Raw genomic sequence first — 15,165 nt, 5'->3', positions numbered from 1 at the left:
TTTTACCCCCTCACCATCTATCTTAGCATTTTCTATCCACAATTGAGATTAAATAAATCCAAAAAAAGAAAGTAATACGCCTGAAAAAAAAGACAGAAATATTACAACATAAAAACCCAAAGAGCTTTCTTTTTTATCAACCAAATTACGACATGGTTCGTTTTATTCTTTCCAATATCGACGATACAACCATCTCTTTTCCTTATCTTGAACAGCCATATTCATCCGAGACTTAGGAATTGAAAAACGCGTTTGACTCAATTTATTCCCCTCCAAATTGCCGAATCAACCTTTAAGTTAAAAGCAATTTAACTATATCCTGTAATATAAAAAACAATCAATAGTTTAAATTATAAATTTAATAAACTATAAAATATATGTGTCAAATTCAGGACTGACATCTAAAAGAGTTGTATGCTCCCCACGCTTATGTCGCATCTTTGTACCTTTCCATAAGGTTTGAGCTACACTGTCAGGAGAAGATACATATGGATCAGAGTAAGGACTGCCTTGCGATAGAAAGGGATAATCCATCGCTGTTAAATTAGCGACAGTGCGGAACTCATTTCTTAACCCGTGATTTCTAAAGCTATTTACAGTATCTCTAAAAGACTGTGAATGAAAAAATTACTCCACTATTTTAAAAAATCGTATACAATGAAAAATATTATGATTTCAGATATAGCTTCTATTTGTAAAACCGTGTATAAGACGGGTTAATATTGTGGATGTGGCGGAATCGGTAGACGCAGCAGACTTAATTTATTGAGTGCCCATAGAGAAATCTGTGGAGTAGAACTGCTCAAATTCGGGGAAAGCTCTTAGCAAGCCAATCCCGAGCCAAACCTTTTTTTTTAAAAGGAAGGTGTAGAGACTGGACGGGCAGCACCTAAAACATTTATAATGTTATGGTGAAGGGACAGTCCAGACCACAAACACTGCGAATAAAAAGCAGTGGCAATGAAAATTGCAGTGGTAAGAAAATCTGCTTCTTTATATGAGAGTGCGGGTTCGAGTCCCGCCATCCGCACCAGGTTTATTAGAATTTCCGAATAATGTAGATCATTGTTCGGATTTTTTATGACGTAGATTATCAATAATTATTACCTTGTTTAAAAGGTATCGAATCATTTGATTATACAAATTAATGGGCGATATCATGAAGAATAAAGTAGTCATTGATAATTTAAGGCAAATTACCAGTAATTATTGTATTAATCACATTGTTGTACTTCTTTTAGCACTTCAGCAGCCAGGGAACGCGTTATACCAGCGCCACGAGATAATGCTAAGTCATCCATTCTATCGACGATTTTTTCTGCAAAAACCAAAGATCTTTCCATGCGTTGCACAATGTAAGTAGCAAGTCTTTTATCAATAAAAATCTGTCGATCTGCAAACATTTTAACTATTACTTTTTCTAAAAAATCATCATCCGGCACACTAATCTTGACTACTGTTGCAGCTTGCAAACGAGAACATAAATCCGGCAAGCGTACTTCCCATGAAACAGGAAGAGTCCGAGCTGTCATTAGCAAGCTTGAATCATATTGATATACATTGTTAATAATATGAAATAATTTGGTATCACTAAAATCTAAGCGATCAACATCCTCTAAGAGAACTGGTTTTGGCGTGTCTATTAAAATAGAATCCAAGCTTTTAGAAATATTATCAAGCCTTGTAGATTTGCTTTTAGCAGACCACACACTAGCCAGAAAAGATTTTCCGGAACCACTAGGGCCAACAAGAATTACAACAGGAGATGGCCAAAACGGCCAAGAATCTATGAGACGTATCGCTGGATCAATAGAGTTATGTGTCAAAAGATCATCGCGGCTCATTCCACAATACCTAGGAAAAGACAAAAAAAGCTGCTCTTCCTTCTTATCCTTGCACTGATCATCTTTTCCTTGATTAGAAATACAAAAACTATAGTCATCCATCGTGGAATTCATGATCTATAATTCCCCATAAAAATACTAATTATTTGAAAAAAGATCCTCTCAGATATTGTACAAGAGCAATGGCCAATATAATAATCATGTTCCGGGTACAATAGTGAGAAAAACAAAATCATTGTAGCATAGCATATTAACAAAACATACCATACAATTTTTCCTCATAAGCTCTAAATAAAAAATAAGAATCTTTAAGATGTAGGAGAATAAATTTGAATCATGAAGAAAAGGGTGCACTTACATACAAACAATCCGGCGTCGATATAGAGGCAGGTAACCGTACTGTTGCGCAAATTAAATCAACCTTAAAATCCACAAAACGTACAGGAACTATTGGAGAAATTGGTGGTTTTGGAGGTCTGTTTGATCTTAAAAAAGCAGGTTTTATAGATCCAATCTTAGTGTCTTCCAGCGATGGAGTCGGAACCAAAATTAAAATTGCAGCAGAAATGGGTAAAAACGATACCATCGGCATAGATCTGGTAGCAATGTGTGTCAATGATATCTTAACACATGGAGCTGAACCGTTGTTTTTCCTTGATTACTTAGCAAGCAGCAAATTAAATCCCGATCAAGCAACCGATATCATAAAAGGGATTGCAACAGGATGTCAGCAAGCTGGATGTTCCTTAATTGGCGGAGAAACCGCGGAAATGCCCGGATTATATCATGGAAGAGATTATGATCTTGCTGGATTTGCTGTAGGAGCAGCAGAAAGACAAGATCTACTTTCCCCTGAAAACGTCTGCGAAGGAGATATCATCTTAGGACTACCTTCTTCGGGATTACATTCAAATGGTTTTTCGTTAGTACGAAAAATTATTTCATTATCCCAATTATCGTGGAACGATCCCTCCCCTATTTCTTTAGAACAAACCTTAGGGGAAACCCTTTTGACACCAACACGTATTTATGTCAATCCACTACTCGAAATCATCAAAAAAACAAAAAAAATCAAAGCATTAGCACATATTACTGGCGGAGGATTAACAGAAAATATTCCAAGAGCCATTCCATCTCATCTAACGGCTATAATTGACTTAAATTCTATTGAAATTCCTAAAATTATCTCGTGGTTATCTAAAAAAGCACATGTGGATTCTAATGAAATACTGCGTACTTTTAATTGTGGAATCGGAATGGTTATTATTACCAATCCAGAAAACAAAGATCTTATTATAAAAAATTTTGAAGAGAAAAATGAAAAAGTAATCCATTGTGGAGAAGTGATACCACGCAATAAAACAAAAAACCCTATTATCTATCAAGGATCACTAATGCTATGATTCGTAAAAACATTGTGATATTTATATCCGGAGAAGGCACAAATATGCTCTCTCTTATTCAAGAAACAAAAAAAAATGATTATCCTGCTAAAATTATAGGCGTTTTTTCTGATAATCCTCATGCACAAGGGCTTGTAAAAGCACGACAAGAGAAGATACAAACTTATTCTATTCCTTATAAAGATTGTATTTCTCGACAAGAACATGAAAAAAAAATTCTCACGCATCTTTCTTCTATACAGCCAGATTTCATATGCCTTGCTGGATATATGCGCCTTCTAAGTAAAAATTTTGTAGAATCCTATAAAGATAAAATTATTAATATTCATCCATCTTTACTCCCGCTCTTTCCAGGACTACATACGCACCGTCGTATCTTGCAATCTGGCATCAAAATAACTGGATGCACAGTACACATGGTTACTCAAAATATGGATGAAGGACCAATTATTGCTCAAGCAGCCGTGCCTGTATCCTCAAACGATACCGAAGAAAGCCTATCTCAAAAAGTTTTATCTGTTGAACACATCCTATACCCTCTAGCGATTAAATCTATGATTACAGGAGAAAAATATACATTCAATAATCATCATATCATTGGAATAGGATAAATAATTTGAAAAAATACATGTTTCAATGATCATAAACATAAATATCCAGAGAAATAAAATATTTATCCAAGAAAGAGTGATGTTTAGACAGTGAAATGTATATTATTTTTTGAGATGATATTCGATTATTCTTCCCCCAAGATTTCAGGTCTGGCAGTCTCTACAAATTACCTCACCACCTAAACGCTGACGATAATAAAAAACCTTGTCTAGAGGAATAATTCCATTTAAGGAGTTTGGAAAAATTCGTGACATTAAAAATGTCTGATATTTCATAGTAACTTCAGTACGTACGACAAATGAAGAATAGTCCTTTATAGAATTTGGAACATCCTCTTTAACTGTAATACCTATATTGGGAGAAGACCAACTCCACTTTTTCGTAACCTTTTTATCACTATCAACCCAATAACCGGTTATCATAATAGAACAATCATTAAATATATACGGATACATAGTAGAAGTTAACAATTTTTCAAAATCTTCTAAATAACTTTTATCAATTGAAGACTCTTGCGCGATCATATCTCCGATGTTACTTGCAACGCGAGTTAAACGTTTCGACAAAGAATAAAGCATAGTGATCTCAAATACAGAAAAGTATATCAACAATAACACAGGGAAAATAAATGCCATTTCTATTGCGGCAACACCATTCTTTCTGGATAAAAACCGTAGAATATAGTTTTCAATGCGTCTCATGTCATATCCTTTGTATTAAACAGCGATCACTTTTTATAAGTGGCATAGATGCGACAACTAAAAAATCAATCTTTATAGAACCTACCAAAAACATAAAATTAACACCTACTAAAAAGGTTCATTTTTAAATACCACAATCGACGTAATTAGAAAATCAGTACCTTTTCCTGGATGCTTTACTGCAGTAATATACCGATGTAGAAAATCTGTAAATAATGGCCAATGGTAATATGCTCTCAATACATTATAAGTTTTAGGACCACCAGGGTCAAAATCAAAACCTCTATCATCTATTTCAGAACTGTAATCATTACCATTCTTACGAGGTATTTTATTGATCAAAAATTGTAATGAATTAATTTTATGAACATCTACATAAAAATCATATGGAGTTCGTATTTCTCCCTCTGAACAACGAAATAGCACTCCTATTTCCTGACAAAAAATCCGCCTAAAATCCACGAGGGATGAAACTTTTTTCTTATTTAATTCCCCTATACGAATTTTACGTGCTATGTCATATGCTGCACTTTCAAAAAGTTGTCCAGCAGTAAAAGAGATAAACATCTCCAATATAGAAAATACAATCATAAAATACGGGAAAGACAATATTGCAAATTCAATGGCTACAGATCCTTCACGAATCAATAGAGAACGTCTTAACCCCTGTAACAATTTTCTTCTCATAATAAACCCGCGTGCAAACTCTAAAAAAACATTCTAATATTTATAACTGATTCATATACACATATAATCTCTAATGTTGCAAAAATTACAGAAAAAACTTAAATACTTTCAAAAAAAAATATATTACATTTCGCAGAGAAAAACCACTGAATCCTTTTAAACAATTCCCCTAACCATATATAAACTAAAGTTGCGAAAAAACAGTTCACGTTCCAAATAGAATAACATGTGGCAACGTCAACTCATCTACAAGGCTTTTCTGATGCATCAAAGAATAATGATTTATAATACTCTGGAACGCAAAATAATGCAATTCCAAGCTATCAATCCTTCGAATATTAGGATGTATGTTTGTGGTCCAACCGTCTATGACTTTGCCCATATTGGCAACGCTAGACCCACAATCGTCTTTGACGTATTATATCGCCTGTTACGGCATTGTTATGGAGAAAAAAACATAACTTATGTCCGCAATATCACTGATATCGACGATAAAATAATTGAACGTGCGCGTCAGGAATATCCATCTATATCGATCGATGATGCCATACATATCATCACGGAAAAAAATACAAAACAATTCATAAAAGATACAACTCGTCTGGCATGCCTTCCCCCGACACATCAACCACGTGCTACCGACCATATTCCTCAAATGATATGCTTAATTCAAGAAATAATATCACATGGACACGCTTACCAAGCGAATAATGAAATTCTATTTGACACAAATTCTATCCCAGATTACGGATCATTTTCTAGACGTATAATAGATGATCAAAAAATAGGAACACGTGTTCCAAAAAAATCTCATAAGAAACATCCTTCTGATTTTGTTCTTTGGAAAAAATCTACTCCTTCAGAACCAGGATGGGAATCCCCTTGGAATAGAGGTAGACCTGGATGGCATATCGAATGTTCAGCTATGTCTTCTCATTATCTTGGAAAAGTATTTGATATCCACGGAGGAGGACTTGACTTAATTTTTCCACATCACGAAAATGAAATAGCGCAATCTTGTTGTGCTTATCGCATAGAAAAAACATCTAATTTCTGGATTCATAATGGTTTCCTCAATTTAGAGGGCCATAAAATGTCCAAATCAAATGGAAATTTTATTACAATCAATGAACTCCTTGAAACGAAAAAATTCGGAGGACGAACTTGGCCCTCTTCAGTCATACGCCTTGCTATGCTCATGACTCATTATCGAGAACCAATTGATTTTACTGTTCAACGCTTAATAGAAGCTGAAACACTATTATCTAAGTGGCCTAAAACTACGACACCTAAAGGTACAGTTGATCCTGATGTTATTTCTGCTTTATGTAATGATCTTAATACTGTATCAGCAATACAAGCACTTCATAAATTAGCCCGTAAAAGTACAAAAAATCCTCATTTACTTCCTGTATTTAACGCTAGCGCTCATATTCTAGGAATCGAAGTTTTCGAAGAACCTCTTAATAAAAATGTCTCAACAGCCATTGAAAAGTTAGTAGAAGAACGTCTCACTCTTCTAAAGCTGAAAAATTTTTCTTCAGCAGATCATATCAGGGAACAACTAGAAAATAAGGGGTTTATTTTAGAAGACTATAAAGATCCTAAAACTGGAAAACGCATGACTCGATGGAAACAAAAATATTAAATTTACAACAAATAAATTGCGAAGAACTTGTATATCATAATCGTATAGTTATAGTTAATCTCTTTACAACCTATTATATCATGGAATAGTAGTGTTACTACTATGATGAGATGATAGGGGGAAAACTATGGTAAAGAAAAAAATAAGAAAGAATATCCCAAAAGTTCGAAACAAAAAAACAATTTTCAGCCAACAATAATGGGAACTCTATACGCGCTTTGTGCATACATAAGCTGGGGAATAGTTCCTTTATATACACAATTCTTAGAACACATCGGTGTAGCTGAGGTGATCTCTCATCGCGTCTTATGGTCCTTGCCTGGAGCTTTTTGTGCATTTTATTGTTTTTCTGGTGGATCCTCTGCATTAAAATCTACTCTCACAAATCCAAAATTGCTTGCCATGCTTATATTCAGCACAGCCTGCCTTGCCACTCATTGGGGTTTTTTCGTTTATGCACTCTTATCAGGAGAAGTATTTTTAACGTCTTTCAGTTTTTTCGTTACTCCTGTTATTTCCGTATTTTTAGGAGCAGTTTTTTTGAAAGAACGTTTGAATTTTCTGCAAATTATTGCCGCATTACTCATTATTTTATCCTTGTTGATCATGACTTTTCATAGTGGAATACCACTTTTGTCTTTGTCTATAGCTGTAACTTGGAGCGCTTATTGCTTTGCACGTAAAACGATTCCAGTTAATTCTAGCGAGGGATTCTTTGTGGAAATGTGTATTCTAGCTATTCCCGCATCCTTGTATGTTTTATGGGTAGCATTTTCAGGTGGAGAACATTTCTTTCTCAAAACAACATCAGACACCTTACTTTTAATGGGATACGGATTAATTAATTCCCTCATTTTCTGTATATTTGCATATGGTATTCAAAGAACTAAACTGGCAACTTTGGGAATCATGGAGTACATTGCACCACTTTTGATGGCTCTGATTGGCACTTTCATATTGAAGCAACCTATTGATACAGTACGTGTCATTGTCTTTTCTATAGTTGTTGTAGCTATAATCATCTATTTGTCCCCAACCCTTTTAGATGGGAAAAATAGTAGAAAAACAAACAATTAAGTCGATAATATGCCGAAAAATTCATTTTTTCGGCATATTCATGTTCTTTTATTCAAATATTCTCAGTATATTTATGTGATGCAATCTCTATTTGTAAATAATCTAGTAAAACTAATTACTTTCTTTATATTAATTAAGAAACTAGATCTCTCCCTGAGGTAAAAACTCATCGTACCCTTGATTACTATTAATAAGTAAGGTACAGATCTATCTGTACTGACATATTGACGAAGATCTTTCAAATGGACATTTCACGTTTTCCTTTACTAAAAATTGTGAAAAAAATTTGGCCATATATGTGGCCTGTAAATAGGTGGGATCTGAAGGCGCGAATTATAGGAGCGATGCTTTTTCTTCTAGCGTCTAAACTGGTTATACTCGGCATTCCTTTCTTATTTAAGTGGATTACAGACACTTTACTTGAACAATCAACAATTAGTAAAACCACACATTATCTATCTGTGGGAATAGTTATCTTAATAATCTCCTATGGAACAATGCGTGTTGTAAGTCTGATCTCAAACCAGATACGTGATTTTTTATTTGCAGAAGTAGGTCAAGGAGCCACATGTACCTTATATCATCAAGTAATATCACATGTTTATAAACTATCGCAACGTTTTCACATTAACTATAAAGTTGGCAAATTATCTTCTGTCATAAGTAATGGTACGAGATCTATCGAAACAATTATTCGCATCATCGTTATCCATTTTATACCAACAGTTTTAGAATTTATTATTTCCATAGCTTTCCTATGGCGTAGCTATGGTAGTGTTTATGTTGGTGTCGTAGCAATGACAGTTTTATCTTATGTTTGGTTTACTATAATAGCCAGCAATTGGCGTATGGGTCTTTTTAAAAAAATGAATCAATTGCTACATGAGTGCCATGCTAAAGTATTTGATTCTCTAATTAATTTTGAAACAGTCCAATATTTCAATTCTGCAAAAAGAGAAATACAGATATTAGAAAAAAGTATATCACGATACAAAAATGCAGCAATATCTATTTCAACCTCTTTGGGATGGTTAAATTTCGGACAAGGAGTGATTTTTAGCATAGGGATGATTATAATAATGCTTATATCTTCCCATGCTGTGTATATAGGAGAACAAACCATTGGAGATTTTGTTCTCATCAACGCCTTACTCAATCAGCTATCTATGCCTCTAAATATTCTCGGGACAATCTACCGTGATTCTCGCCAGAGTTTTATAGAAATAGAGGAACTCTTTAATATCTTAAACGAAAAAATAGAAATTCAAGATGCGCCAAATTCAAAAGATTTGAAAATAAAAGATGCTCACATCACTTTCAATAACGTCTTTTTCTCATATAATCACGATAACTGCATTTTTGAGGGAATCTCTTTTGAAGTTGCCCCTGGCAAGAAAACAGCATTGGTTGGAAAATCTGGAGCTGGAAAATCAACTATTTCAAAACTTATTTATAGATTATATGATATACAAAACGGTTTCATTGAAATTGATGGACAAGATATCAAAACAGTCACACAAGAATCTTTGCGTCAAACCATTGGTATTATCCCTCAAGATACCATTTTGTTTAATGATACCTTACGCTATAATATTCTCTATGGAAACCCTGATGCATCCGAACAAGATCTAGATAATGCAGTCGAAACTGCACAAATCAAGTCATTTATAATGAAATTACCAAATGGATACGATACCATAGTAGGAGAGCGCGGATTAAAACTATCCGGAGGAGAAAAACAGCGTATCTCTATAGCACGTGCCATTCTTAAAAATCCACCCATCATGATTTTTGACGAAGCCACTTCATCTCTTGATGTAATTACAGAAAGGCATATTCAAACAGCATTATCTATCCTATCCAAAAATCGAACTACTTTGGTGATCGCTCATAGGTTGTCTACTATTACTGATGCCGACAACATCCTTGTCTTAGATAAAGGAAAGATAGTAGAATATGGTTCCCATGAAGACCTGATATCACAAGGGTGTATTTACGCCACTATGTGGAAAAAACAACAGAAAAATTAAAATAAACTTAAATGTTTTTTCATCTACATAATATATCAACAAGAAGCTAACTATGCTATAATTAAACATTTACATTAATGGTGTATTCTGATAAAACTCGCATCTTGGTATCTAAATATCCCCCCAATATTATAAAGGAGAACTTATATCCATGAATCTCATCAAAGCGATTCGCAACTTTATAGTGCCCATTCACTTTCATGGTTGGCCTTTTATAATATTCTTTATGGCGATAACAATAATTTTCGGGATGTGGTCTAGTTCTTTATTATGGTTAGGGAGCATGCTGACTGTTTGGTGCGCTTATTTTTTCCGGGATCCAGAAAGAGTTACGCCTGTAGATCCTGATTTGTTCATTAGTCCTGCAGACGGTCATGTATCTGCAATCTATGAAATAGCTCCACCCCCAGAACTGGAAATAGATGATGAGGTTATGTACCGCATTTCCATATTCATGAATATTTTTGATTGTCATGTAAATCGCATACCTATTAGTGGGGAAGTACTTAAAAGTGTTCATCGTAATGGACAATTTGTGAATGCTTCTCTCGATAAAGCAAGTGAAAAAAATGAAAGACATAGTTTAGCTATTAAAACAGTTCATGGTAATGTTGGTGTGGTGCAAATTGCAGGGTTTATAGCCCGCAGAATCGTTTGCTGGGTTAAACCGCCTACGAAAGTTGAAGCAGGTATGCGTTTTGGAATCATCCGATTCGGATCAAGAGTAGATGTTTTCTTACCTAAAAGTGCCAATATACGAGTTGAAATTGGTCAAAAAACTGTGGCCGGCGAAACTGTAATAGCTGAATTCAATTCAAATAGGCCACCCTTATTAGTATGTCGTAACTGACAGGAAAAAATTTATGTAATAGGTATAGGTGAAAGAAATACCCCATGGACAACAAGGATCATGAAAATTTTCTAAATGAGTTCGCATTTTATGAAAATGATGAAAAAAAAACCTTTACTTATGAGGATAAGACACAGAATTTACGAGGAAAAGAAACTCCTCCTTTAAAGTTTTTATTTCCTAACTTAGCAACGATTCTGGCGATATGCGCAGGATTTAGTGGAATCGGATCAGCTATAGAAGGAAATTATGAGACGGCGGTATGTATGGTACTTGTGGCCGCTTTTCTTGATGGAATTGATGGTCGTATTGCTCGATTAATGAAAGCGACTTCAAGATTTGGTGCGCAGCTGGATTCACTGGCAGATGTCATTAATTTTGGTGTTGCCCCTTCCCTAGTAACTTATATTGCTGTTTTACAGAAAGCTAATGCTTTTGGATGGAGCATAGCTCTTATGTATACAATTGCAGTCTGTTTGCGTTTAGCACGCTTTAATATTATGAATGAATGCGATTACAAAGAATCTTGGCAAAACGAGTATTTTGTTGGTATACCAGCTCCGCTAGGAGCAATATTGCTCATGCTACCATTGTATTTAAGTTTTTTGGGCGTTAAAATTAGTGTAATGTATGGGTATGGATCAGCAATTTATGCAATAGTTATCAGCTTTTTATTATGTTCACGATTACCAGTTTGGTCTGGGAAAAAGATTAATGTAAAATTTGTGCTACCTATTGTATTGTGTTCTGTAGTTTATGTTGCATTCATGATACATTTCTTATGGAAGATGATCATCTTTAGCACATTATGCTACATCATTTTTCTACCTATTTCATTTTATTCCTGGTACAAGCGCTATGGAATGAAAAATACGCGAAAAAGAATATGAAAGAAAAATTTATTTAAAATATTGCATATAACAATCACTTACATCATTCTATCATCATTTTTAGGGAACAAACATAATAGATTATATTCTCAATTATTTTTTATATATCCTTATGTACAAGCATAAAAAAATAATTTCCACGCATTATTTTAAATTATATAAATACCACGCTAAATAAACTATACATGATATTGATAGTACTCAATATTTTTTATAAATTAGGTAATATTATGAAAAACCTATAATGTAGGAATATTAAAAAATAAAATAGAAATCTATTCCAAGCAATGAAATGCTATAAAACGTGTAAGGGAAAAGTTTGCGCTATTATTGGTATAGTCTTGTTATGTTTTTAATTTGTCTTATCGTAGGATTTATCTCATTTGCACAATATATTCATAACATTCGCATACCTGAAAATCCATTTGTCAATGCTATTATTGTATTAACAGGAGAAAATATTAGAATAGAAAAAGCTTTTGAATTACTTGAAAAAAACATTGGATCCAAAGTTTTTATATCAGGAGTTCATCATTCTGTTAGCAAAGATATTTTGCTCAAAAAAATCCCTATACGACAAAATTTAGCAAAATGTTGCATCGATATAGGATATGAAGCAATAAATACAGAAGGAAATGCTCTAGAAGCATATGAGTGGGCTAAAAAAAATAATTTTTATCGTATTCTCGTCGTTACTCACGACTATCATATGCCGAGAACATTCCTTGAATTAAATAAAATAAATAATACAATCCAGTTTATTCCGTATCCCGTAATAAGCCATTATTTACAAAAGAACAATTTAATCTTAAATATGAAAATGCTAACGGTAATTTTCGTAGAATATGTAAAGATTTTACTGTTATCAGCACAAGATGAGTTGCGTCACAATTTTTTATAACGCTACTTTAAAAAAAAGATACAAATGGGTTATATGACTATGATTTTTATTCGATCTTTGATTTTTAATATAGTCTTTTTCATGCATACTTTTATAGCATCAATAATTTTTTTGTTACTATGTTGCTTTATCACGCGAAAACAGTCCTTGTCTCTCGCCAAAAAATCAGCACATATAAACCAAATATTATTAAAATATATTACGAAAACCAATATTCAAATAGAAGGGATAGAAAATATTCCAACTACAGGATGTATTATATCAATCAAACATCAATCATCTTGGGATACATTTTACTTTTTAACCTGCATACAAGATCCCATTTTTATATTAAAACATACTGTTTTTTATATACCAATCCTAGGATTTTATTTTCTTAAACAAGGAATGATTGGCGTTAAACGTAATTCCAAATATATTAATATTAATAGTATTATCAATCGTGCTAAAAAAGCAATTGCAAATAATCGCCAATTGATCATCTACCCCGAAGGAACACGTCGCCCTCCAGGTGCAAAGCCTCTTTATAAAAGAGGTATTGCACATATCTATGATTCTCTTTCAGTTCCAGTTATCCCAATTGTCGTACATGCTGGATTGTTTTGGCCACGCGGAAAATTTATGCGTTATCCAGGAAATTTTAAAGTAAGAGTTTTGAAACCAATACCTCCTTGCATGCCAAGAAAAATTTTTTTTGCAGAACTTCAAGAAAAAATGGAACATGAGAGCAATAATCTTTTGCTTGAGACCGTTCGCGATAATCCTCAATTATATCTTCCAGAAACAACGAAAAACGCTTTGAAACACTTACAAAAAAATATGTCATAATCACCTGATACATGAAATTTATTTTTTTGATAGAAGTAAAGACTACTTTTTGTCTGGACTAGTGGCAGTAAATTGATTGTCTAAAGTTGAAGCAGTGTGTGGAACCAAAATTGGCACAGGCATATGCTTAGTTTTAGATTCTATTACTGGAATCCCTTGATATAAAATTTTTCTTGCTTCTATCACATAAACTCCAGCAAATCCTGGCCCAAAATTACTACCAATTTTTTCAAAAAAAGACCATAATTTTAAAACGAAATTCTTATTCGTAGGGGGGGGGAAAAGTGATCCTGAAGTTTGCGATACAGTAAAATTAGCTTCTTTTAATAGAGAAACAAGCTGATACCACGAGTAAGACTTCCCTAAACCAAACGGAGTATGGTCCATATGTGCCCAAAAACCACGCTTATTAGGAATAATAATGATCATACGACCACCTGATGATAATACTCTCCAAACTTCACACAACATTACAAGAGGATCTTCTACAAATTCTAAGTAATGAACTATTAAAACACAATCAACCGAAGAATCTAAGAGTGGCAATCTTTCCTCATATACCAATACAGTTGAAGAAAAATTTTGATATGTATATTTTGTTATCCCCTGTTCCGCAGGTATAAACGCTAATTTGCATTCTGCTTTTCCATTAAAACAGGAAAGAAAAGGAATCGCATAGCCTAATCCTAATAAGCGACATCCTGTAACATCGTTCCATGTTTTTGACAAAACTTTTGATATAGAATCTGTAGTACATTTGCCAAGGGAAGAATTATAAAACTGTTGTACTCCAATGAGATCAATTCGCATTTACAATACTCTATTCAATAGATTAATGATAATAATAGTCTTTTTTTTACCTCAGTATAAACCGTTATACAAAACAATACTTTAAAAGAAAAAATATGGCACCACTCAATATCACTATATCCCTCTATTATGATAATTTTTGCATGCTTATGCATAATCAAGAACATCAATTAACAGCTGCCATTGATGCCCCTGATACGCATACTATTCTAAAAATGCTCGAAAAAAAAAGATGGTCTCTAACTCACATCTTAAATACACATCACCATAAAGATCATACATGCGCTAATTTAGAACTCAAAAAAATCTTTAATTGCACAATATTTGGACCTCTACAAGAATTAACTAATATCCCAGGGATAGATCATGGATTAGCTGATGGAGATACCTTTGACTTTGGATCCCATCCAGTAAAAATTATAGCTACTCCAGGACATACTATCGGTCATATATGTTATCATTTTGCAAAAGATCATATCCTTTGCGTAGGAGATACCTTGTTTTCCTTAGGATGCGGAAAAATATTTGAAGGAAGTTATGCCGAAATGTTTGAATCATTGGAAAAAATAAAATCTTGCGAGGATAAAACCCATATTTATTTCGGACACGAGTATACAGAAAACAATGCTAAATTCGCCTTGTCTTGCGATCCTAACAATCTAGATTTAAAAAAATACTATTCCAAAATAAAATTTCTACGTTCTCAAAATCTTTATACCAACCCCACTACTCTATCTATTGAAAAGAAAGTTAATCCCTTCTTGCGAACAAAAAATACCTCTTTGCGCAAAAATTTAAACATGATAGGTGCAAGCAATCTTGCGGTTTTTACCGAACTGCGCATGCGCAAAGATCAATTTAAATAAAATACTCTTGCATAAAGA

16 protein-coding genes are annotated in these 15,165 nt (G+C 33.7%); 10 read left to right on the top strand and 6 right to left on the bottom strand.

Annotated features, from left to right (window positions below; all coding sequences use genetic code 11):
* Nucleotides 1–366 precede the first annotated feature (366 nt).
* The 3 genes from G293_RS05735 to G293_RS03555 form a co-directional block, all read right to left on the bottom strand.
* A complete protein-coding gene (locus G293_RS05735) occupies nucleotides 367–534 on the bottom strand; it encodes a hypothetical protein (RefSeq protein WP_158402223.1) in 168 nt (55 codons plus the stop codon).
* Between the two features lie 320 nt (nucleotides 535–854).
* Nucleotides 855–1,025 carry a hypothetical protein gene (locus tag G293_RS05730; protein WP_158402221.1) on the bottom strand — a complete coding sequence of 57 codons (171 nt, stop codon included), beginning with the start codon at nucleotides 1,023–1,025 and terminating at the stop codon, nucleotides 855–857.
* A 189-nt stretch (nucleotides 1,026–1,214) separates the two neighbouring features.
* Nucleotides 1,215–1,958, bottom strand: a complete 744-nt coding sequence (locus G293_RS03555) for a P-loop NTPase family protein (protein WP_047264337.1) — start codon at nucleotides 1,956–1,958, stop codon at nucleotides 1,215–1,217.
* Nucleotides 1,959–2,173: 215 nt separating this feature from the next.
* Here G293_RS03555 and purM point away from each other — a divergent pair, with 215 nt between their 5' ends.
* Nucleotides 2,174–3,247, top strand: a complete 1,074-nt coding sequence (gene purM, locus G293_RS03550) for a phosphoribosylformylglycinamidine cyclo-ligase (protein ID WP_047264336.1) — start codon at nucleotides 2,174–2,176, stop codon at nucleotides 3,245–3,247.
* Nucleotides 3,244–3,858 (top strand): phosphoribosylglycinamide formyltransferase, encoded by a 615-nt coding sequence (gene purN, locus G293_RS03545; protein WP_047264335.1) that lies wholly within the window; start codon nucleotides 3,244–3,246, stop codon nucleotides 3,856–3,858. Before purM ends, purN begins: the two co-directional genes overlap by 4 nt.
* Before the next feature lie 144 nt (nucleotides 3,859–4,002).
* On the opposite strand, the gene G293_RS03540 is transcribed toward purN, so the two are convergent.
* A complete protein-coding gene (locus tag G293_RS03540) occupies nucleotides 4,003–4,560 on the bottom strand; it encodes a TadE/TadG family type IV pilus assembly protein (protein ID WP_047264334.1) in 558 nt (185 codons plus the stop codon).
* A 108-nt stretch (nucleotides 4,561–4,668) separates the two neighbouring features.
* Complete coding sequence (locus G293_RS03535) at nucleotides 4,669–5,247, bottom strand: TadE/TadG family type IV pilus assembly protein (protein WP_047264333.1); 579 nt, start codon at nucleotides 5,245–5,247, stop codon at nucleotides 4,669–4,671.
* A gap of 262 nt (nucleotides 5,248–5,509) precedes the next feature.
* Here G293_RS03535 and cysS point away from each other — a divergent pair, with 262 nt between their 5' ends.
* From cysS to G293_RS03500, 7 genes are all read left to right on the top strand, one after another.
* Entirely contained in the window at nucleotides 5,510–6,895 is a 1,386-nt protein-coding gene (cysS, locus tag G293_RS03530) for a cysteine--tRNA ligase (protein ID WP_047264332.1), read from the top strand.
* A 198-nt stretch (nucleotides 6,896–7,093) separates the two neighbouring features.
* Nucleotides 7,094–7,972: an EamA family transporter gene (locus G293_RS03525; protein ID WP_052775029.1), complete on the top strand. Its 879-nt coding sequence runs from the start codon at nucleotides 7,094–7,096 to the stop codon at nucleotides 7,970–7,972.
* Between the two features lie 242 nt (nucleotides 7,973–8,214).
* A complete protein-coding gene (locus tag G293_RS03520) occupies nucleotides 8,215–10,002 on the top strand; it encodes an ABCB family ABC transporter ATP-binding protein/permease (RefSeq protein ID WP_047264331.1) in 1,788 nt (595 codons plus the stop codon).
* Between the two features lie 151 nt (nucleotides 10,003–10,153).
* A complete protein-coding gene (locus G293_RS03515; protein WP_047264330.1) occupies nucleotides 10,154–10,852 on the top strand; it encodes a phosphatidylserine decarboxylase in 699 nt (232 codons plus the stop codon).
* Between the two features lie 44 nt (nucleotides 10,853–10,896).
* Nucleotides 10,897–11,742, top strand: coding sequence for a CDP-diacylglycerol--serine O-phosphatidyltransferase (gene pssA, locus G293_RS03510; protein ID WP_047264329.1), 846 nt, complete (start codon nucleotides 10,897–10,899; stop codon nucleotides 11,740–11,742).
* 346 nt (nucleotides 11,743–12,088) lie between these two features.
* Nucleotides 12,089–12,643, top strand: a complete 555-nt coding sequence (locus tag G293_RS03505) for a YdcF family protein (RefSeq protein ID WP_244464365.1) — start codon at nucleotides 12,089–12,091, stop codon at nucleotides 12,641–12,643.
* A gap of 147 nt (nucleotides 12,644–12,790) precedes the next feature.
* Nucleotides 12,791–13,471: a lysophospholipid acyltransferase family protein gene (locus tag G293_RS03500; protein ID WP_244464364.1), complete on the top strand. Its 681-nt coding sequence runs from the start codon at nucleotides 12,791–12,793 to the stop codon at nucleotides 13,469–13,471.
* Nucleotides 13,472–13,513: 42 nt separating this feature from the next.
* Here G293_RS03500 and G293_RS03495 read toward each other — a convergent pair whose 3' ends face one another.
* On the bottom strand, nucleotides 13,514–14,281 hold the full coding sequence (locus tag G293_RS03495) for a class I SAM-dependent methyltransferase (protein ID WP_047264327.1): 768 nt from the start codon (nucleotides 14,279–14,281) through the stop codon (nucleotides 13,514–13,516).
* A 95-nt stretch (nucleotides 14,282–14,376) separates the two neighbouring features.
* Here G293_RS03495 and gloB point away from each other — a divergent pair, with 95 nt between their 5' ends.
* A complete protein-coding gene (gene gloB / locus G293_RS03490; protein ID WP_047264326.1) occupies nucleotides 14,377–15,147 on the top strand; it encodes a hydroxyacylglutathione hydrolase in 771 nt (256 codons plus the stop codon).
* The last annotated feature ends 18 nt before the right edge of the window (nucleotides 15,148–15,165 follow it).

Origin of the sequence: Candidatus Liberibacter africanus PTSAPSY (assembly GCF_001021085.1) — a bacterium.
GTDB lineage: Bacteria > Pseudomonadota > Alphaproteobacteria > Rhizobiales > Rhizobiaceae > Liberibacter > Liberibacter africanus.
Note: the sequence above shows the minus strand (reverse complement) of the source record. Positions and strands in the feature narration are given on the sequence as shown.

Coding starts and splice junctions, on each gene's coding strand:
- G293_RS05735 (WP_158402223.1), bottom strand. CDS start 534: ATGGATTATCCCTTTCTATCGCAAGGCAGTCCTTACTCTGATCCATAT.
- G293_RS05730 (WP_158402221.1), bottom strand. CDS start 1,025: ATGGCGGGACTCGAACCCGCACTCTCATATAAAGAAGCAGATTTTCTT.
- G293_RS03555 (WP_047264337.1), bottom strand. CDS start 1,958: ATGAATTCCACGATGGATGACTATAGTTTTTGTATTTCTAATCAAGGA.
- purN (WP_047264335.1), top strand. CDS start 3,244: ATGATTCGTAAAAACATTGTGATATTTATATCCGGAGAAGGCACAAAT.
- G293_RS03540 (WP_047264334.1), bottom strand. CDS start 4,560: ATGAGACGCATTGAAAACTATATTCTACGGTTTTTATCCAGAAAGAAT.
- G293_RS03535 (WP_047264333.1), bottom strand. CDS start 5,247: ATGAGAAGAAAATTGTTACAGGGGTTAAGACGTTCTCTATTGATTCGT.
- cysS (WP_047264332.1), top strand. CDS start 5,510: ATGCATCAAAGAATAATGATTTATAATACTCTGGAACGCAAAATAATG.
- G293_RS03525 (WP_052775029.1), top strand. CDS start 7,094: ATGGGAACTCTATACGCGCTTTGTGCATACATAAGCTGGGGAATAGTT.
- G293_RS03520 (WP_047264331.1), top strand. CDS start 8,215: ATGGACATTTCACGTTTTCCTTTACTAAAAATTGTGAAAAAAATTTGG.
- G293_RS03515 (WP_047264330.1), top strand. CDS start 10,154: ATGAATCTCATCAAAGCGATTCGCAACTTTATAGTGCCCATTCACTTT.
- pssA (WP_047264329.1), top strand. CDS start 10,897: ATGGACAACAAGGATCATGAAAATTTTCTAAATGAGTTCGCATTTTAT.
- G293_RS03505 (WP_244464365.1), top strand. CDS start 12,089: ATGTTTTTAATTTGTCTTATCGTAGGATTTATCTCATTTGCACAATAT.
- G293_RS03495 (WP_047264327.1), bottom strand. CDS start 14,281: ATGCGAATTGATCTCATTGGAGTACAACAGTTTTATAATTCTTCCCTT.
- gloB (WP_047264326.1), top strand. CDS start 14,377: ATGGCACCACTCAATATCACTATATCCCTCTATTATGATAATTTTTGC.